13 protein-coding genes and 1 pseudogene are annotated in these 19,607 nt (G+C 50.1%); 8 read left to right on the top strand and 6 right to left on the bottom strand.

Features of this window, described 5'->3' with window-relative positions:
- The 5 genes and pseudogenes from yojI to EA14781_RS16130 all read right to left on the bottom strand — a co-directional run.
- Nucleotides 1–675 (bottom strand): annotated as a pseudogene (yojI, locus tag EA14781_RS16150) (microcin J25 efflux ABC transporter YojI); the annotation flags it as partial.
- Between the two features lie 75 nt (nt 676–750).
- Nucleotides 751–1,401 (bottom strand): DNA oxidative demethylase AlkB, encoded by a 651-nt coding sequence (alkB, locus tag EA14781_RS16145; protein ID WP_000885009.1) that lies wholly within the window; start codon nt 1,399–1,401, stop codon nt 751–753.
- Nucleotides 1,402–2,466, bottom strand: coding sequence for a bifunctional DNA-binding transcriptional regulator/O6-methylguanine-DNA methyltransferase Ada (gene ada / locus EA14781_RS16140; RefSeq protein ID WP_000799633.1), 1,065 nt, complete (start codon nt 2,464–2,466; stop codon nt 1,402–1,404). It lies immediately after the preceding gene.
- 73 nt (nt 2,467–2,539) lie between these two features.
- Nucleotides 2,540–3,595, bottom strand: coding sequence for an FAD:protein FMN transferase ApbE (gene apbE / locus EA14781_RS16135; RefSeq protein WP_000406127.1), 1,056 nt, complete (start codon nt 3,593–3,595; stop codon nt 2,540–2,542).
- Between the two features lie 111 nt (nt 3,596–3,706).
- Nucleotides 3,707–4,834 carry a porin OmpC gene (locus EA14781_RS16130; RefSeq protein WP_000865585.1) on the bottom strand — a complete coding sequence of 376 codons (1,128 nt, stop codon included), beginning with the start codon at nt 4,832–4,834 and terminating at the stop codon, nt 3,707–3,709.
- Nucleotides 4,835–5,571: 737 nt separating this feature from the next.
- On the opposite strand from EA14781_RS16130, the gene rcsD reads away from it, so the two are divergent.
- Together rcsD and rcsB are read left to right on the top strand one after the other, a co-directional pair.
- Nucleotides 5,572–8,244, top strand: coding sequence for a phosphotransferase RcsD (gene rcsD, locus EA14781_RS16120; protein ID WP_001249228.1), 2,673 nt, complete (start codon nt 5,572–5,574; stop codon nt 8,242–8,244).
- A gap of 16 nt (nt 8,245–8,260) precedes the next feature.
- Nucleotides 8,261–8,911: a response regulator transcription factor RcsB gene (rcsB, locus tag EA14781_RS16115; protein ID WP_002461744.1), complete on the top strand. Its 651-nt coding sequence runs from the start codon at nt 8,261–8,263 to the stop codon at nt 8,909–8,911.
- A 427-nt stretch (nt 8,912–9,338) separates the two neighbouring features.
- Here rcsB and rcsC read toward each other — a convergent pair whose 3' ends face one another.
- The gene (gene rcsC / locus EA14781_RS16110) at nt 9,339–12,188 is read right to left on the bottom strand and encodes a two-component system sensor histidine kinase RcsC (protein WP_010341158.1); all 2,850 of its coding nucleotides are present in this window, start codon (nt 12,186–12,188) and stop codon (nt 9,339–9,341) included.
- A gap of 166 nt (nt 12,189–12,354) precedes the next feature.
- Between rcsC and atoS the strand changes: the two genes are divergently transcribed.
- The 6 genes from atoS to atoB all read left to right on the top strand — a co-directional run bounded on the left by atoS (nt 12,355) and on the right by atoB (nt 19,605).
- Nucleotides 12,355–14,181: a two-component system sensor histidine kinase AtoS gene (gene atoS, locus EA14781_RS16105; protein ID WP_002461742.1), complete on the top strand. Its 1,827-nt coding sequence runs from the start codon at nt 12,355–12,357 to the stop codon at nt 14,179–14,181.
- Complete coding sequence (gene atoC, locus EA14781_RS16100; RefSeq protein ID WP_000125275.1) at nt 14,178–15,563, top strand: acetoacetate metabolism transcriptional regulator AtoC; 1,386 nt, start codon at nt 14,178–14,180, stop codon at nt 15,561–15,563. The genes atoS and atoC overlap by 4 nt, the downstream gene beginning before the upstream one ends.
- A 195-nt stretch (nt 15,564–15,758) precedes the next feature.
- Nucleotides 15,759–16,421 (top strand): acetate CoA-transferase subunit alpha, encoded by a 663-nt coding sequence (gene atoD / locus EA14781_RS16095; protein WP_000850538.1) that lies wholly within the window; start codon nt 15,759–15,761, stop codon nt 16,419–16,421.
- The gene (gene atoA / locus EA14781_RS16090; protein ID WP_000339057.1) at nt 16,421–17,071 is read left to right on the top strand and encodes an acetate CoA-transferase subunit beta; all 651 of its coding nucleotides are present in this window, start codon (nt 16,421–16,423) and stop codon (nt 17,069–17,071) included. Before atoD ends, atoA begins: the two co-directional genes overlap by 1 nt.
- Nucleotides 17,068–18,390: a TIGR00366 family protein gene (locus EA14781_RS16085; RefSeq protein ID WP_000580286.1), complete on the top strand. Its 1,323-nt coding sequence runs from the start codon at nt 17,068–17,070 to the stop codon at nt 18,388–18,390. The genes atoA and EA14781_RS16085 overlap by 4 nt, the downstream gene beginning before the upstream one ends.
- Nucleotides 18,391–18,420: 30 nt before the next feature.
- Entirely contained in the window at nt 18,421–19,605 is a 1,185-nt protein-coding gene (gene atoB / locus EA14781_RS16080; protein ID WP_000786538.1) for an acetyl-CoA acetyltransferase, read from the top strand.
- Nucleotides 19,606–19,607: the final 2 nt, after the last annotated feature.

The raw sequence follows: 19,607 nt of genomic DNA, 5'->3' as shown, positions 1-19,607 counted from the left end.
CCTATGATGGCGATATTCTTGCGCATCGGGGATGTAGAGATTGTTAAATACGTACTCGGCGCGCTCGCGGTTCAGCATCAGCTCTTTGCGCCCTTCCAGCACCGTTTGAAAATCCGTATACAGCTTGTCTTCAGTTTCACGCAAAGTGGCCATGTGTTTGTACACCCGCGCCACCAGCACAAAACCGCCCCAGATGGTAATCGCCATCCAGATAACCGTGACCAACAACATTTTGCCCGACAGCATCCACAGATACGCCGCCGCCCCTACGGTGAGAATAATCCCCTGCACCAGTTCCGGCAGACGAACAAAAGCGATGGTGATGTTGCGCACATCGCTGGTTAACCCTGCCAGCAACGAGGCGCTACCCAACTGTTCGATACGCTCAACGTGAGTATCCAGAATTCGTTTGATAAATTCGCTACGCAGTCGGTAGACGAAGTGGTGCCCCAGCGTGGTAAGCGCCAGTTGCGATCCGAGGGTGACCGCCATCAGCAACAGCAGTAAGCCAAGAAACTCCGGCAACACCAGTAGACTGGCATCCGCCGTTTCGATAAGACGCTGATTGATAAAAGCAATTAAGCCAATGCCTAACGCCGCGCTGGCGAGGCTTAGCGCCATCACGCTGATAAATGGCCAGCGATACTGCCGCCAGACAAGTACAAGAAGTTCCATGCAGAAAACCCGGACAATGAATTACAGCCCGCAGTTTAAACATCTCTTTGCTCACAGCAATAATAATTCTTATTTTTATTCTTTTTTACCTGCCTGACGGAATGTCAGATTGTAGCGACAGTCGGCAGTTAGCGGATGAAACCCCGTTTTTAGCGGTTGAATGCCGTGATAAAACAGCCGTGATTCACCGCCCCACACCACCACATCGCCATGTTCCAACAACAATCGTTTTAGTGGATCACTTCGTTTCAGGCCGCCAAATTGAAAAATAGCGGGTAATCCCAGAGAAACAGAGACAATCGGCGCACGTAGATCCGCTTCGTCTTTATCCTGATGCAGCGACAGTTTCGCCCCAGGAACATAGCGATTTATCAGGCAGGCGTCCGGCTGAAAATCCCGATATCCCGCCGCCATTGCCGCCTGCTGACATAAATCACGAAAACTTTGCGGCATAGCGGGCCACGGCTTTTCTGTTTTTGGATCAACGGCTGAATAAAGATAGCCTTGCCGATGGGTGGTCCAGCCCAGACGTCCGCAGTTAGTCATCGCCACTGACATGGTATACCCGCCCGGTGTGACCATCTGGCGAAACGGCGACTGGCTGGCGACGTCGTTGATTCCCTGCATCAACTGTTCTGCGACGTTAAAAACAAAACGGCGCAGGATCACCGCGCCAGGCGCCAGCGGTTCCTGCCAGGGTTCAGCATTGGCAAACAGATCCAACATTTATGTATCCTCATTTTCAGCTTCGCGGCGTAGTAATTGCGCTTTGCGTGCCACCCCCCAGCGGTAACCGGAAAGCGCCCCATCACCACGTACTACCCGATGGCAGGGAATAACGATAGCCAATTTATTAGCGGCGCAAGTGCTTGCCACCGCACGTACTGCTTTCGGTTTGCCGATGGTGTTCGCCAGTTGCTGATAACTCACGGTTTCACCACAAGGAATGGTACACAATGCCTGCCAGACTTGTTGTTGAAAAGCGGTTCCCCGAATATCCAGCGGTAACATCAACGGCGTATCGCGATGATTGAGGCTGGCGATCACCTCGCGCACATGCTGCTGAAACGTCGGGTCAGCGGGCGCGTTATCGGCGGCAGGAAACATCTGCTGTAGCTCGCTAATTAACATCTCGTCATTATCGCCCAGTAGTATCGCGCAAATCCCCCGCTCGCTTTCTGCCACCAGGCAGCGGCCCAGCTCACAGTCGGCCAGCGCATAACGCACATCAACGTTCTCTCCGCCATGACGAAACTGTTTTGCAGTCATACCCAGAGTTTTATCCGCCTTACGATAGTAACTACTGCCGTCCGGGAATCCGGCGTTGAGAATCGCCTGAGTGACGCTCTCCCCTTTCGCCAGCGATTCCCGCAGGCGACGAGCGCGCCAGGCCTGTTGCCAGGCTTTTGGCGTCATTCCGGTGGTGGCTTTAAATAAACGATGTAAATGGAATGGGCTCATCGCCACCTGTTCGGCTAAAGCGTCAAGGGTGACGGGAGTCTCCTGTTCCAGCAAACGGCAGGCTCGGGTGATTTTATCCAATCGATGTTGCTGAGCATTAGCTTTGTCAGGCTGGCAGCGCTTACACGGGCGAAACCCGGCGGCAAGCGCCTCGCCGGCATCAGCATAGAAGGTTACATTTTCCCGCAAGGCATGTTTAGCCCGACAAGAGGGGCGACAGAAGATGCCCGTGGTACGTACGGCGAAAACGAATTCGCCGTCGGCGCTCGGGTCACGGGCTAAGACAGATTGCCAGCGTTGATCGTCAGTTAAGCGTGTGGTGTTTTTCATAATCAGCTCCCTGGTTAAGGATAGCCTTTAGTCTGCCCGGTCACCGTCACGCAAAAACTAACAATCTTGCGCTTTAATTTTTTTCGCTGACCAGGAAACTTTTAAACTGCGGCGACATCCAGGTTTTAAAGTTATCGCCTTCTTTGGTGATCATATAGACCGCCAGCCCTTCCCGACGAACGACTTCTTTTGCTTTATCCGGCCCGAGTACCATCAAGCCAGTATCCCAGGCATCGGCTTCCAGCGCCGTGGGAGCAATCACCGTCACGGATACCAGATTGTGTTCGATTGGCCGCCCGGTTTGTGGATCAATAACATGGGAAAGGCGTTTGCCATCCAGTTCGTAATAATTACGGTAGCTGCCGGAGGTGCTAATCCCGTGACCGTTAATATCGACTACCGCCTGAACTGCATTCTCTTTATCGGTCGGTTTTTGGATCGCCACACGCCACGGCAGGCCTTCTCCGTTCATACCCCGGCTGTTCAGCGCACCGCCAACTGACACCAGATAACGGGAAATACCTTCCTGCTCCATAAGACGTGCCAGATGATCTGCCGCATAGCCTTCGCCGACAGTGGAGAGATCGATATATAAATCCGGCAGATCTTTTTGCAGATATTGTTGGTGATATTTATTAATAACCGTCAGGTGCTGTAAGCCAGTTTTGGCTTTCATTGCGTCGATCTGTTCCTGGCTCGGAATTTGTACCGGCTGTTGTTCCGGGCCAAAGCCCCACAGATTCACCAACGGCCCGACGGTAATATCCATTGCCCCCTCCGTTTTCGCGCCAATGCGTAGCGAAGTGGTGACAATATCGGCCAATGCTTCATTTACTGGCCACGGCGTCAGACTTTGTGAGTCGTTAAAGCGCATCAGCGCGGAATCTTTTTTATAGGTCGAAAGCAGTTGATCGTCGGCGTCGAGCTGGGTCTGAATCTTCTCTTTAAGTTCAGCACTGCGTTTGGCGTCAATACCCGGAATGCTGGCGCGCCAGAAGGTCCCCATGGTTTTACCTTCAAGAACGGTAACTTCAGTAGCCTGGGGGGCGGCGGGTTGTGGCTGTTGATCGCAACCAACAAAAAGGAGCGCGACAGCCAGCAATGCCACGCGAGTAAAGCTTATTTCCATACGTGATTATCCTCATGCGAACGGTCGCAAGAGTACACCAAAAAACGGCATTTGTACGCTGAAAACCATGAAAAAAGGGCCCGCAGGCCCTTTGTTCGATATAAATCGAGATTAGAACTGGTAAACCAGACCCAGAGCTACGATATCATCAGTGTTGATGCCAACAGCGCGGGTGAACTGGTTGTCGTCCAGCAGGTTGATTTTGTAGTCAACGTAGGTGGACATGTTTTTGTTGAAGTAGTAGGTCGCACCAACATCAACATATTTCAGGATATCTTCGTCGTCGTAGTTACGAGTACCGATGGTGCCCAGGTTTTTACCTTTAGACTGCAGGTATGCTACAGACGGACGCAGACCGAAGTCGAACTGGTACTGAGCAACAGCTTCGAAGTTCTGTGCTTTGTTCGCCCAACCCAGGGAGCCTACGCGAGTTGCGTTGTAGGTCTGGGTGTACTGAGCCGCCAGGTAGATGTTGTTAGCGTCGTATTTCAGACCACCAGTGTAGGTTTCAGCGCGGTCGCCAGTACCGATCAGGCCAGTGTTGTTCTGATCCCAGGTACGTTTGGAGCTGGAAACTGCAGCACCGATACCGAAGCCTTCGTAATCATAAGTGATAGAACCGCCAACACCGTCGCCGTTCTGACGCAGAGCGTTACGACCGTTGTTGGTGATGCCATGACCGGTGTAATCCTCAGAACCTTCACCGCTTACGCTGCCGTTTTGACCCTGATACTGAACAGCAAAGTTCAGACCGTCAACCAGACCGAAGAAGTCGGTGTTACGGTAGGTCGCGAAGCCGTTACCACGCTGCTGCATGAAGTTATCAGAACCGTAGGTGTCGCCGCCGAATTCTGGCAGAACGTCGGTCCAGGAAGTTACGTCGTAAACAACACCGTAGTTACGACCGTAGTCGATAGAACCGATGTCCTGGAATTTCAGACCAGCAAATGCCACACGGGTCCAGGAGTTGTTTTCGCTTTCTGGAGCGTTGCCCTGGATCTGATATTCCCACTGGCCGTAACCGGTCAGCTGGTCAGTAACCTGAGTTTCACCTTTGAAGCCAAGACGCATGTAGGTCTGGTCGCCATCTTCTGACTTGTTGTCAGAGAAATAGTGCAGGCCGTCTACTTTACCGTACAGATCTAATTTGTTGCCGTCTTTATTGTAAACTTCAGCAGCGTTTGCTGCGCCTGCTACCAGCAGAGCTGGGACCAGGAGGGACAGTACTTTAACTTTCATGTTATTAACCCTCTGTTATATGCCTTTATTTGCTTTTTTATGCCACTGCATACTGATTAACCCTCATTAATCAGTCGGCAACCCCATTCTCCCCAAAAATGCAGAATAATCCAACACGAATATGATACTAAAACTTTTAAGATGTTTCATTTATCGCTATAGATGTTTCAAAATGTAAATATGACGGAACTTTTTCAGATCCTGATGAATCGACAAAATAAGCATCTAACATCAAACAATAATAATTCAGCTATTAAAACAATAACTTATTCTTAAGCATTTGACAGCACTGAATGTTAAAACAAAATCTTCACTCATAACTAAAATATGTCCCGCTATCATCATTAACTTTATTTATTACCGTCATTCATTTCTGAATGTCTGTTTACCCCTATTTCAACCGGATGTATCACGTCCGGTTTTTTTTACCCATCTTTACACACCTTCTATTTTTTTGTGCTACCGTAGCAAAAGCATAACATTTACCGATCATTTCACGAAAAATTAACAGCAATATAATCGACATTCCCGCCCGTTTATTTACGATTAATTTTGTTCATTTTCTGATGGTAATTTGTACAGATGCGAAGCGTTTGTACATTTATTTTCATCTGTGCAGAATAATAAATACCTTCGGAGAATAAAGACGCCGCAATCAGGTAAGAGTCTGGAATTTCGCACTGTACCCTTTATACTGCCCTATCACTTCGCCATGTTTTAACAGGTCATAAACACGAATGCGTCAGAAAAAGACAACGGCAACGACCCGCTTTTCACTTCTACCGGGGAGCATTACCCGCTTCTTTTTACTGTTGATCATTGTGTTGCTGGTGACCATGGGCGTGATGGTTCAAAGCGCCGTCAACACCTGGCTGAAAGACAAGAGCTATCAGATTGTTGATATCACTCACGCAATTCAAAAGCGGGTGGATACCTGGCGTTACATGACCTGGCAAATCTATGACAATATCGCCGCGACCACCACGCCATCCTCCAGTGACGGTTTACAAGAGACACGTCTGAAACAAGATGTCTATTATCTGGAAAAGCCGCGTCGTAAAACGGAAGCGCTGATCTTCGGCTCCCACGACAGCTCAACCCTTGAGATGACACAGCGGATGTCAGCTTACCTGGACACGCTGTGGGGCGCAGAAAACGTACCGTGGTCAATGTATTATCTCAATGGTCTGGATAACAGCCTGGTGCTGATTTCTACCCTGCCATTAAAAGACCTTACATCCAGTTTTAAAGAATCGACCGTCAACGATATCGTCGATTCACGCCGTGCAGAGATGTTACAGCAGGCTAACGCACTAGATGAACGAGAAAGCTTTTCCAATCTACGCCATCTGGCCTGGCAGAACGGTCATTACTTTACCCTACGTACTACTTTTAACCAGCCGGGGCATCTGGCAACGGTAGTCGCTTTTGATCTGCCTATTAATGATTTGATCCCACCAGGTATGCCGCTGGACAGCTTCCGCCTTGAGCCAGACACAAGCGCAACGGGTAGCAATAATAATGAGAAAGAGACGACGGATAGCGTCAGTATCAACTTCAATAGTTCAAAAATAGAGATCTCCTCAGCACTCAACACCACAGATATGCGTCTGGTCTGGCAAGTCCCTTATGGCACTTTGCTGCTGGATACGCTGCAAAACATCCTGCTGCCGCTGCTGCTGAACATTGGTTTACTGGCGCTGGCATTATTTGGCTATAGCACCTTCCGTCACTTCTCCGGGCGCAGCACAGAAAATGTCCCCGGTACCGCAGTGAATAACGAACTGCGTATTTTGCGGGCAATAAATGAAGAGATTGTCTCTCTGTTACCGCTCGGCCTGCTGGTTCACGATCAAGAAGCCAACCGCACCGTTATCAGCAATAAAATTGCCGATCATCTGCTGCCGCATCTGAATCTGCAAAACATCGCCAGCATGGCGGAACAGCACCAGGGCATTATTCAGGCGACGATCAATAACGAGCTGTATGAAATCCGCATGTTCCGCAGCCAGGTCGCGCCGCGCACACAAATTTTCATTATTCGCGATCAGGATCGCGAAGTGCTGGTGAACAAAAAACTCAAGCAAGCCCAGCGTCTGTACGAGAAAAACCAGCAAGGGCGGATAGCCTTTATGAAAAACATCGGCGATGCACTGAAAGAACCGGCCCTGGAGCTTGCCGAACGTGCGGGAGAACTCAACTCACCAGAAAGCAAACAGCTGGCAAATCAGGCCGATGTGCTGGTACGGCTGGTCGATGAAATTCAGTTAGCGAACATGCTGACAGACGATAGCTGGAAGAGCGAGACAACGCTTTTCTCCGTGCAGGATTTAATCGATGAAGTTGTGCCGACAGTATTGCCCGCGATCAAACGCAAAGGTTTGCAACTACTGATTAACAATCATCTGACAGCGCACGACATGCGCCGCGGCGATCGCGATGCCTTACGTCGTATTTTGCTATTACTGATGCAATATGCCGTCACCTCAACACAATTGGGTAAAATTACCCTCGAGGTTGATCAAGATAAATCCTCGGAAGAACGCCTGACTTTCCGAATTCTGGACACCGGAAACGGCATAAGTATTCATGAAATGGATAATTTACACTTCCCTTTCATCAACCAGACTCAAAGCGATCGCTATGGCAAAGCTGATCCGCTGACATTCTGGTTATGCGATCAACTGGCGCGCAAACTGGGCGGTCATTTAAACATCAAAACGCGGGATGGGCTTGGTACACGTTACTCCGTGCATATCAAAATGCCTTCAACAACCCCGGAGGTTGCAGAGGAAGAAGAGCGTTTACTGGATGATGTCAGCGTGATGGTGGACGTAACTTCCACAGAAATTCGGAATATTGTCACTCGCCAGTTGGAAAATTGGGGCGCGACCTGTATCACACCTGATGAAAGATTAATTAGTCAAGATTATGATATCTTTTTAACGGATAATCCGTCTAATCTTACTGCCTCTGGTTTGCTTTTAAGCGATGATGAATCTGGCGTACGGGAAATTGGACCTGGTCAATTGTGCGTCAATTTCAATATGAGCAACGCTATGCAGGAAGCGGTCTTACAATTAATTGAAGTGCAACTGGCGCAGGAAGGGGGGACAGAATCGCCTCTGGGAGGAGATGAAAATGCGCAACTCCATGCCAGCGGCTATTATGCGCTCTTTGTAGACACAGTACCGGATGATGTTAAGAGGCTATATACTGAAGCAGCAACCAGTGATTTTGCTGCGTTAGGCCAAACGGCTCATCGTCTGAAAGGCGTGTTTGCCATGCTAAATCTGGTACCCGGCAAGCAGTTATGTGAAACGCTGGAACATCTCATTCGCGAGAAGGATGTCCCAGGAATAGAAAAATACATCAGCGACATTGACAGCTATGTCAAGAGCTTACTGTAGCAAGGTAGCCTATTACATGAACAATATGAACGTAATTATTGCCGATGACCATCCGATAGTACTGTTCGGTATTCGCAAATCACTTGAACAAATTGAGTGGGTAAATGTCGTCGGCGAATTTGAAGACTCTACAGCGCTAATCAACAACCTGCCGAAGCTGGATGCGCATGTGTTGATCACCGATCTCTCCATGCCTGGAGATAAATACGGTGACGGGATCACGTTGATCAAATACATCAAGCGCCATTTCCCAGGCCTGTCGATCATTGTTCTGACCATGAACAACAACCCGGCAATCCTTAGCGCAGTACTGGATCTGGATATTGAAGGGATTGTGCTGAAGCAAGGCGCGCCGACGGATCTGCCGAAAGCCCTTGCCGCCCTGCAAAAAGGCAAGAAGTTTACCCCGGAAAGCGTTTCTCGCCTGTTGGAAAAAATCAGCGCCGGTGGTTACGGTGACAAGCGTCTCTCACCAAAAGAGAGTGAAGTTCTGCGCCTGTTTGCTGAAGGCTTCCTGGTGACCGAGATTGCTAAAAAGCTCAACCGCAGTATCAAAACCATCAGTAGCCAGAAGAAATCCGCGATGATGAAACTGGGCGTCGAGAACGACATCGCTCTGCTGAATTATCTCTCTTCTGTGACGTTAAGCCCGGCAGATAAAGAGTAACCTCCTGTAGGCCAGATAAGACGCACCAGCGTCGCATCTGGCATTTGCACTGATTGCCGGATGCGGTGTAAACACCTGATCCGGCCTACGAATCCCATTATTTCAATAGATTACAATAATGCAGGCCAGATAAGGCGCGCCAGCGTCGCATCTGGCATTTGCACTGATTGCCGGATGCGGTGTAAACACCTTATCCGGCCTACGAATCCCATTATTTCAATAGATTGCAATAATGCAGGCCAGATAAGACGCCCCAGCGTCGCATCTGGCATTTGCATCGATTGCCGGATGCGGTGTAAACACCTTATCCGGCCTACGAATTCCATTATTTCAATAGATTGCAATAATGTAGGCCAGATAAGACGCCCCAGCGTCGCATCTGGCATTTGCATCGATTGCCGGATGCGGTGTAAACGCCTTATCCGGCCTACGATTCCCGGGATTTCCTGACCCTCTCGGCATATACCGTCAGCGTCTGTTTTATGACATCCAGCGTCACCGGCTTCGACAGGCAACTGTCCATACCGGATTCCAGACACCGCTGCTTTTCTTCGGCCAACGCATTGGCAGTTACCCCTATTACCGGCAACGTCAGCCCCAACTGACGAATACGTTGCGTCAAGCGATAACCATCCATATTTGGCATGTTGACGTCGCTAAGCACGATATCGATATGATTCTTGCTAAGTACATTAAGCGCATCAACGCCATCATTCGCTGTTTTACATTGATAGCCCAACGATCCCAGCTGATCGGCCAGCAAACGACGGTTAATCGGATGATCATCCACGACCAAGATCATCATATCGTCATTATCACTGACCGCTTTGTCCGTCGACGGCAGAGAGTGAGCAGGATCGTCACTCTCCATCCCGATCAGATAAATACGCGCCAGCAATGCCGGTAACTCATGCGCAGCCGCCACACTGTGTACCCATTCCCCAGGCGCCTTCTCTAGTGGAATGCCAATATGCCGACGGCAGAAAGTCACCACTGCTCTACCCTGCCATTTTTCACTCACCGCATCATCGGTGATTAATACATCCTCTGGCGCCGGTTTCTGGCCTTTGTATGTTGCAACATCCACGCCGCTACGCGACAAACAGGATTCGATAAACTGACATAGCGATGCATTACGTACCGCCAGCCAGCAGCGTTTGCCGCTTAAGCCTTCCACGCCTTTTTTCTGCGAGTACTGCGCGCCATACAACGGAATACGTACGGTAAACTGACTTCCCATTCCCGGTTCAGAATCCACCGAGATGTCACCATCCATCATGCTGATTAATTTTTCACAAATTGCCAGCCCCAGCCCGGTGCCCTGGAAGTTACGTTGAACCCCAGTCCCCACCTGGAAGAATGGATCAAACAGCCGCACCACTTCTTTTGCCGGAATACCCACGCCAGTATCGCGTACGCGAATAGAAAGATAATCTCCCTCGACGCGAACATGCAGAACAATGCAACCAGTATCGGTAAATTTAATAGCATTACTCAACAGGTTGGATATCACCTGCTGCAAACGCATCGGATCGCCGTTTAAGGCCACTGGCACATCCGGTTCAATAAAGCAGTACAGGCCAAGTTGTTTACGCACCACCAACGGCAAATAGTTAGCCGTAATGTGGTTCATGACTTCGCGCGGCGAAAATTCTCGCGGTTCAATTTTCAACTGTTCCGATTCAATCTTCGAAAAGTCGAGAATGTCGCTGATAATCTTCAACAACAGGCTGGAAGAGTTGTTCATTGCTGTCACCAGACGGTCAACGCCTTTCGGTAACTCTTTGGTTTGCAATAGATCCAGGTTACCAATAATGCCATACAGCGGTGTGCGCAGCTCATGGCTCACGGTGGCAAGGAACATTGATTTCGACTGGCTCGCCTGTTCCGCCGCCTGCGCCATCTCCTGCAGCGACTCTTCCATCTTCACGCGCGAAGAAACATCCACCAGCACACAAATCGCCACGTTTTCATTGCGATAGCGCGAGTGAACAAAACTAATCTGCAAATTAGTATTGTTACTGGTCAGAACATCAACAAAATTGACCTGCTGACCACAAATGATCTGCGTCAGGCGCTGGCGATCCTCATGCGTAAGCATATTGAGATAGGTATGCGCCAGCTCGTTACTCAGAATATTGACACCATCAACAGTCCGCAAAATGCAGATCCCCACCGGTGCAGAGGCGACAATCTTGCGGTTAAACTGCTCGTGTTCTTCCAGTCGTTGAGCATCACTTTCTGCCGGAATAAAAATACGCCGCTCATACATCCGCGCAAGGGTAAACAACGCGGCTCCCGCAATCACATTCAGCAAAATCGCATTGAGGATCAGCATACGAATGCGTTCCAGCACCTGATCAACAGGTACCGAGTAGACAATACTTAATGAAGATGGCGGTAGATTTTTCTTCAGCACCAGTTCACGAAAGCCTGGCGTATACCCAAACCAGGAACGTTCCTGCATCCAGCGCGGCTCAGCTTCAATTTTACTTTCCGCGCCGGTAAGCGAAATCAGGGTATGACCATTCTCATCAAGAATGGTGACGCCCATTGGCAGCGTGCCTGGCAGGAAAAAGTTATCCATGCGAATTGTCTGCTCGACACCCAGTAACGCCTGCAAGCGGTTTGCCAGATACACCGGCGTCAGTGCATAAAAATATCCCACTCCAGGGCGCGGACCTTCACTAATCCAGTACAGATTGCTGCCGCGGTCATCCTGCGGTGCGTTACGGTATTTATTGATGCGTTCATGCAGAGCTTTAAGAGCGGCATCGCGTTCAACGGGCATATCACGCAGGCCAAAGTTCGCCATGCAAAGATTATCGCTGCCGATAAAAAACACGCGGTTGAGATCATAAGCGGCAGAAAAATTATCGCGCCAGTAACGCATAAACCACGCCAGAGACTCCAGAGATCCTCGCCAGGTGTTACTCATTGCAGAACAATCAGAATCCGCAAACAGCGGCTCAAACACCGGCACATCTACTTGCGTTTCACGTCCACGTGGAGAAAGCACGCCGTTTTCTACAGACAGGCGATTTTCAGCAATGTACTTCAGCTCTTTCATCACATCCGAGGTACGCTGAATAAACCGCTGGGCCTGATCCGAGCTCAGATTAAATTCCTGACGAATCTCAGATTCTCGCTGATGCAGCGCATTAACAATGTAAAAAACGGATGAAAACGCAATCAACAACCAGAGCAACAACGCCAATGCTCTGAACATATAGCGTGAAACTTTCAGGGTTGTACGAAAAGAAGCAAGGTATTTCAAAGGGGAGAAGCTCCGCCTCAAGTGACTGATGGAGTGTGGTTAAAGTAACGGTAAAAACGTGTCACCGCAATGTTCTCTCTTCTCTGGAATATGATACACCGCCGAGAAATCATCGTCTTACCCCCTGATAATTATCATTTGCCGGACAAGATGGATGGATTTCATCATGCATTATCTGAAGTGGATTTATCCACGCCGCTTACGCAATCAAATGATCCTGATGGCAATCCTGATGGTCATTGTCCCAACGCTTACTATTGGTTATATCGTAGAAACGGAAGGACGTTCAGCAGTCTTATCTGAAAAAGAGAAAAAACTTTCTGCCGTGGTCAACCTGCTTAATCAGGCGCTGGGCGATCGCTACGCTCTCTACACGGACTTACCACGCGAGGAACGCATCCACGCACTGAATGCAGAACTTGCTCCTATTACAGAAAATATCACTCACGCTTTTCCTGGCATAGGCGCTGGTTATTACAACAAAACGCTGGATGCGATAATCACCTACGCGCCTTCAGCGCTATATCAGAATAATGTGGGCGTTACCATTGCCGCAGATCACCCTGGTCGCGAAGTCATGCGTACAAATACCCCTTTGGTTTATTCAGGCAGGCAGGTGCGCGGCGATATTTTGAATTCAATGATTCCCATTGAGCGTAATGGTGAAATCCTCGGCTATATCTGGGCCAATGAATTAACCGAAGATATTCGCCGCCAGGCCTGGAAAATGGATGTGAGGATTATCATTGTGCTCACCGCCGGTTTGCTGATAAGCCTGCTGTTGATCGTCCTTTTCTCCCGTCGCCTGAGCGCCAATATAGATATCATCACCGATGGCCTCTCGACTCTGGCACAAAATATTCCCACTCGATTACCACAATTGCCCGGTGAAATGGGGCAAATCAGTCAGAGTGTTAACAACCTCGCCCAGGCACTGCGTGAAACGCGAACACTTAACGATCTGATTATTGAAAACGCTGCCGATGGCGTCATTGCCATTGACCGCCAGGGTGATGTAACCACCATGAACCCAGCAGCAGAAGTCATCACTGGCTATCAACGTCATAAACTGGTAGGGCAGCCTTACTCCATGTTGTTCGACAATACTCAGTTCTACAGTCCAGTACTGGATACGCTGGAACATGGCACCGAACATGTAGCGTTGGAGATCAGTTTTCCAGGCCGTGACCGCACCATTGAACTCAGTGTCACTACCAGTCGTATTCATAACACGCACGGTGAAATGATAGGTGCTTTGGTGATTTTCTCTGATTTAACTGCCCGCAAAGAAACCCAGCGCCGCATGGCGCAAGCAGAACGCCTCGCCACACTGGGTGAGCTAATGGCTGGCGTGGCGCATGAAGTACGTAATCCGCTAACGGCTATTCGTGGTTATGTACAGATCTTGCGCCAGCAAACCCGTGACCTAATGCATCAGGAATATCTGTCCGTAGTACTCAAAGAAATCGACTCAATTAACAAAGTCATTCAGCAATTGCTCGATTTTTCACGCCCACGCCACAGTCAATGGCAACAAGTCAGCCTCAATGCATTGGTTGAAGAAACTCTGGTACTGGTGCAAACCGCCGGCGTACAAGCGCGGGTCGACTTCATTAGCGAACTGGATAATGAATTAAGCCCGATTAACGCCGATCGTGAACTGCTGAAACAGGTACTACTGAATATCCTGATCAATGCCGTCCAGGCTATCAGTGCACGAGGGAAAATTCGCATTCGAACCTGGCAGTACAGCGACTCACAACAGGCCATTTCGATAGAAGATAACGGCTGTGGCATCGATCTCACGCTACAAAAAAAGATCTTCGATCCCTTTTTCACCACCAAAGCCTCAGGAACCGGGCTTGGTCTGGCGTTAAGTCAACGCATCATTAATGCCCATCAAGGTGATATTCGCGTCGCCAGTTTGCCGGGCCACGGCGCAACCTTCTCGCTTATTTTACCGATCAACCCACAGGGAAATCAGACTGTATGACTGCTATTAATCGTATCCTTATTGTGGATGATGAAGATAATGTTCGCCGTATGCTGAGTACCGCTTTTGCACTACAAGGATTCGAAACACATTGTGCGAACAACGGACACACAGCATTACACCTGTTTGCCGATATTCACCCTGACGTGGTGTTGATGGATATCCGCATGCCAGAGATGGACGGCATCAAGGCACTCAAGGAGATGCGCAGCCATGAGACCCGAATACCCGTTATTCTGATGACGGCCTATGCGGAAGTGGAAACCGCCGTCGAAGCGCTACGCTGCGGGGCCTTCGACTATGTTATCAAACCGTTTGATCTCGATGAGTTGAATTTAATCGTTCAGCGCGCTTTACAACTCCAGTCAATGAAAAAAGAGATCCGTCATCTGCACCAGGCACTGAGCACCAGCTGGCAATGGGGGCACATTCTCACCAACAGCCCGGCGATGATGGACATCTTCAAAGACACCGCCAAAATTGCCCTTTCTCAGGCCAGCGTCTTGATTAGCGGTGAAAGCGGCACCGGGAAAGAGTTGATTGCCAGAGCGATTCACTACAATTCGCGGCGGGCAAAGGGGCCGTTCATTAAAGTCAACTGCGCGGCGCTGCCGGAATCGTTGCTCGAAAGTGAACTGTTTGGTCATGAAAAAGGTGCATTTACTGGTGCACAAACCTTGCGTCAGGGATTATTTGAACGTGCCAACGAAGGTACTCTGCTCCTCGACGAAATTGGCGAAATGCCGCTGGTACTGCAAGCCAAATTACTACGCATTCTGCAGGAACGGGAATTTGAACGGATTGGCGGCCATCAGACCATAAAAGTTGATATCCGCATCATTGCTGCCACCAACCGTGACTTGCAGGCAATGGTAAAAGAAGGCACCTTCCGTGAAGATCTCTTTTATCGCCTTAACGTTATTCATTTAATACTGCCGCCTCTGCGCGATCGCCGGGAAGATATTTCCCTGTTAGCTAATCACTTTTTGCAAAAATTCAGTAGTGAGAATCAGCGCGATATTATCGACATCGATCCGATGGCAATGTCACTGCTTACCGCCTGGTCATGGCCGGGAAATATTCGAGAGCTTTCCAACGTTATTGAACGCGCCGTCGTGATGAATTCAGGCCCGATCATTTTTTCTGAGGATCTTCCGCCGCAAATTCGTCAGCCAGTCTGTAATGCTGGCGAGGTAAAAACAGCCCCTGTCGGAGAGCGTAATTTAAAAGAGGAAATTAAACGCGTCGAAAAACGCATCATTATGGAAGTGCTGGAACAACAAGAAGGAAACCGAACCCGCACTGCTCTAATGCTGGGCATCAGTCGCCATGCATTGATGTATAAACTCCAGGAATACGGTATCGATCCGGCGGATGTATAACACCAAAACTTGCTATGCAGAAATTTGCACAGTGCGCAATTTTCTGCATAGCCGCTCATTCTCCTTATGAATCCCCATCTAATTTATCCTTTTCTATTCAATTATTTAAATAACAACATCCAATAATCTCATTCTGGCACTCCCCTTGCTATTCCCTGACTGTACCCACAACGGCGTATGCAAGAGGGATAAAAAATGAAAACAAAATTGATGACATTACAAGACGCCACCGGCTTCTTTCGTGACGGCATGACCATCATGGTGGGCGGATTTATGGGGATTGGCACTCCATCCCGCCTGGTTGAAGCATTACTGGAATCTGGTGTTCGCGACCTGACATTGATAGCCAATGATACCGCGTTTGTTGATACCGGCATCGGTCCACTTATCGTCAATGGTCGAGTCCGCAAGGTGATTGCTTCACATATCGGCACTAACCCGGAAACAGGTCGGCGCATGATATCTGGTGAAATGGACGTCGTCCTGGTGCCACAAGGTACGCTAATCGAGCAAATTCGCTGTGGTGGCGCTGGGCTTGGTGGTTTTCTCACCCCAACTGGTGTCGGCACCGTCGTAGAAGAAGGCAAACAGACACTGACACTCGACGGTAAAACCTGGCTGCTCGAACGCCCGCTGCGCGCCGACCTGGCGCTCATTCGCGCTCATCGTTGCGACACACTTGGCAACCTGACCTATCATCTTAGCGCCCGCAACTTTAACCCCCTGATAGCCCTTGCGGCTGATATCACGCTGGTAGAGCCAGATGAACTGGTCGAAACCGGCGAGCTGCAACCTGACCATATTGTCACCCCTGGTGCCGTTATCGACCACATCATCGTTTCACAGGAGAGCAAATAATGGATGCGAAACAACGTATTGCGCGCCGTGTGGCGCAAGAGCTTCGTGATGGTGACATCGTTAACTTAGGGATCGGTTTACCCACAATGGTCGCCAATTATTTACCGGAGGGTATTCATATCACTCTGCAATCGGAAAACGGCTTCCTCGGTTTAGGTCCGGTCACGACAGCGCATCCAGATCTGGTGAACGCTGGCGGACAACCGTGCGGCATTTTACCCGGCGCAGCCATGTTTGATAGCGCCATGTCATTTGCGCTAATCCGTGGCGGTCATATTGATGCCTGCGTGCTCGGCGGTTTGCAAGTAGACGAAGAAGCAAACCTCGCGAACTGGGTAGTGCCTGGGAAAATGGTGCCCGGTATGGGTGGCGCGATGGATCTGGTAACCGGGTCGCGCAAAGTGATCATCGCCATGGAACATTGCGCCAAAGATGGTTCAGCAAAAATTTTGCGCCGCTGCACTATGCCACTCACTGCGCAACATGCGGTGCATATGCTGGTTACTGAACTGGCTGTCTTTCGTTTTATTGACGGCAAAATGTGGCTCACCGAAATTGCCGACGGGTGTGATTTAGCCACCGTGCGTGCCAAAACAGAAGCTCGGTTTGAAGTCGCCACCGATCTGAATACGCAACGGGGTGATTTATGATTGGTCGCATATCGCGTTTTATGACGCGTTTTGTCAGCCGGTGGCTTCCCGATCCACTGATCTTTGCCATGTTGCTGACATTGCTAACGTTCGTGATCGCGCTTTGGTTAACACCACAAACGCCAATCAGCATGGTGAAAATGTGGGGTGACGGTTTCTGGAACTTGCTGGCGTTCGGTATGCAGATGGCGCTTATCATCGTTACCGGTCATGCCCTTGCCAGCTCTGCTCCGGTGAAAAGCTTGCTGCGCACTGCCGCCTCCGCCGCAAAAACGCCCGTACAGGGCGTCATGCTGGTCACTTTCTTCGGCTCAGTCGCTTGTGTCATCAACTGGGGATTTGGTCTGGTTGTCGGCGCAATGTTCGCCCGTGAAGTCGCCCGGCGAGTACCCGGTTCTGATTATCCGTTGCTCATTGCCTGCGCCTACATTGGTTTTCTCACATGGGGTGGCGGCTTCTCTGGCTCAATGCCTTTGTTGGCTGCAACACCGGGCAACCCGGTTGAGCATATCGCCGGGCTTATCCCGGTGAGTGATACTCTGTTCAGTGGTTTTAACATTTTCATCACTGTGGCGTTGATTGTGGTGATGCCATTTATCACCCGCATGATGATGCCAAAACCATCTGACGTGGTGAGTATCGATCCGAAACTACTCATGGAAGAGGCTGATTTTCAAAAGCAACTACCGAAAGATGCTCCACCGTCCGAGCGACTGGAAGAAAGCCGCATTCTGACGTTGATCATCGGCGCACTCGGTATCGCTTACCTGGCGATGTACTTCAGCGAACATAGCTTCAACATCACCATCAATACCGTCAACCTGATGTTTATGATTGCGGGTCTGCTGCTACATAAAACGCCAATGGCTTATATGCGTGCTATCAGCGCGGCAGCACGCAGTACCGCCGGGATTCTGGTGCAATTCCCCTTCTACGCTGGGATCCAACTGATGATGGAGCACTCCGGTCTGGGCGGACTCATTACCGAATTCTTCATCAATGTTGCGAACAAAGACACCTTCCCGGTCATGACCTTTTTTAGTTCTGCACTGATTAACTTCGCCGTTCCGTCTGGCGGCGGGCACTGGGTTATTCAGGGGCCGTTCGTGATGCCCGCAGCCCAGGCGCTGGGCGCTGATCTCGGTAAATCGGTAATGGCGATCGCCTACGGCGAGCAATGGATGAACATGGCACAACCGTTCTGGGCGCTGCCAGCACTGGCAATCGCCGGACTCGGTGTCCGCGACATCATGGGCTATTGCATCACTGCCCTGCTCTTCTCCGGCGTCATTTTCGCCATTGGTTTAACGCTGTTCTGACGGCAACCCTACAGACAGAAGGAATATAAAATGAAAAATTGTGTCATCGTCAGTGCGGTACGTACTGCTATCGGTAGTTTTAACGGTTCACTCGCTTCCACCAGCGCCATCGACCTGGGGGCGACAGTAATTAAAGCCGCCATTGAACGTGCAAAAATCGATTCACTACACGTTGATGAAGTGATTATGGGTAACGTATTACAAGCCGGGCTGGGGCAAAATCCGGCGCGTCAGGCACTGTTAAAAAGCGGACTGGCCGAAACTGTGTGCGGATTCACGGTCAATAAAGTGTGTGGTTCGGGTCTTAAAAGTGTGGCGCTTGCCGCCCAGGCAATTCAGGCAGGTCAGGCGCAAAGCATTGTGGCGGGGGGTATGGAAAATATGAGTTTAGCGCCCTACTTACTCGATGCAAAAGCACGCTCTGGTTATCGTCTTGGAGACGGACAGGTTTATGACGTAATCCTGCGCGATGGTCTGATGTGCGCCACCCATGGTTATCATATGGGGATTACCGCCGAAAACGTGGCTAAAGAGTACGGAATTACCCGTGAAATGCAGGATGAACTGGCGCTACATTCACAGCGTAAAGCGGCTGCCGCAATTGAGTCCGGTGCTTTTACAGCCGAAATCGTCCCGGTAAATGTTGTCACTCGAAAGAAAACCCTCGTCTTCAGTCAAGACGAATTCCCGAAAGCGGATTCTACGGCTGAAGCGTTAGGCGCATTGCGCCCGGCCTTCGATAAAGCAGGAACAGTCACCGCCGGGAACGCGTCTGGCATTAACGACGGTGCTGCCGCTCTGGTGATTATGGAAGAATCGGCGGCGCTGGCGGCGGGCCTAAAACCACTGGCACGCATTAAAAGCTATGCCAGCGGCGGCGTGCCCCCCGCATTGATGGGTATGGGGCCAGTACCTGCCACGCAAAAAGCGTTACAACTGGCGGGGCTGCAACTGGCAGACATTGATCTCATCGAAGCCAACGAAGCATTTGCTGCGCAGTTCCTTGCCGTTGGGAAAACCCTGGGCTTTGCACCTGAGAAAGTGAATGTCAACGGCGGAGCCATCGCGCTGGGGCACCCTATCGGCGCCAGCGGTGCACGAATTCTGGTCACACTATTACATGCAATGCAGGCACGCGATAAAACGCTGGGGCTGGCAACACTGTGCATTGGTGGCGGCCAGGGAATTGCGATGGTGATTGAACGGTTGAATTAATG

Source organism: Escherichia albertii NBRC 107761 = DSM 17582 (genome assembly GCF_000759775.1).
Lineage (GTDB): Bacteria > Pseudomonadota > Gammaproteobacteria > Enterobacterales > Enterobacteriaceae > Escherichia > Escherichia albertii.
The sequence above is the reverse complement of the archived record's forward strand: the minus strand, read 5'-3'. Positions and strand labels throughout refer to the sequence as shown.

Excerpts from the sequence above, each read along its gene's own strand:
- alkB (WP_000885009.1), bottom strand. The coding sequence starts at position 1,401 with ATGTTGGATCTGTTTGCCAATGCTGAACCCTGGCAGGAACCGCTGGCG.
- ada (WP_000799633.1), bottom strand. The coding sequence starts at position 2,466 with ATGAAAAACACCACACGCTTAACTGACGATCAACGCTGGCAATCTGTC.
- apbE (WP_000406127.1), bottom strand. The coding sequence starts at position 3,595 with ATGGAAATAAGCTTTACTCGCGTGGCATTGCTGGCTGTCGCGCTCCTT.
- EA14781_RS16130 (WP_000865585.1), bottom strand. The coding sequence starts at position 4,834 with ATGAAAGTTAAAGTACTGTCCCTCCTGGTCCCAGCTCTGCTGGTAGCA.
- rcsD (WP_001249228.1), top strand. The coding sequence starts at position 5,572 with ATGCGTCAGAAAAAGACAACGGCAACGACCCGCTTTTCACTTCTACCG.
- rcsB (WP_002461744.1), top strand. The coding sequence starts at position 8,261 with ATGAACAATATGAACGTAATTATTGCCGATGACCATCCGATAGTACTG.
- atoS (WP_002461742.1), top strand. The coding sequence starts at position 12,355 with ATGCATTATCTGAAGTGGATTTATCCACGCCGCTTACGCAATCAAATG.
- atoC (WP_000125275.1), top strand. The coding sequence starts at position 14,178 with ATGACTGCTATTAATCGTATCCTTATTGTGGATGATGAAGATAATGTT.
- atoD (WP_000850538.1), top strand. The coding sequence starts at position 15,759 with ATGAAAACAAAATTGATGACATTACAAGACGCCACCGGCTTCTTTCGT.
- atoA (WP_000339057.1), top strand. The coding sequence starts at position 16,421 with ATGGATGCGAAACAACGTATTGCGCGCCGTGTGGCGCAAGAGCTTCGT.
- EA14781_RS16085 (WP_000580286.1), top strand. The coding sequence starts at position 17,068 with ATGATTGGTCGCATATCGCGTTTTATGACGCGTTTTGTCAGCCGGTGG.
- atoB (WP_000786538.1), top strand. The coding sequence starts at position 18,421 with ATGAAAAATTGTGTCATCGTCAGTGCGGTACGTACTGCTATCGGTAGT.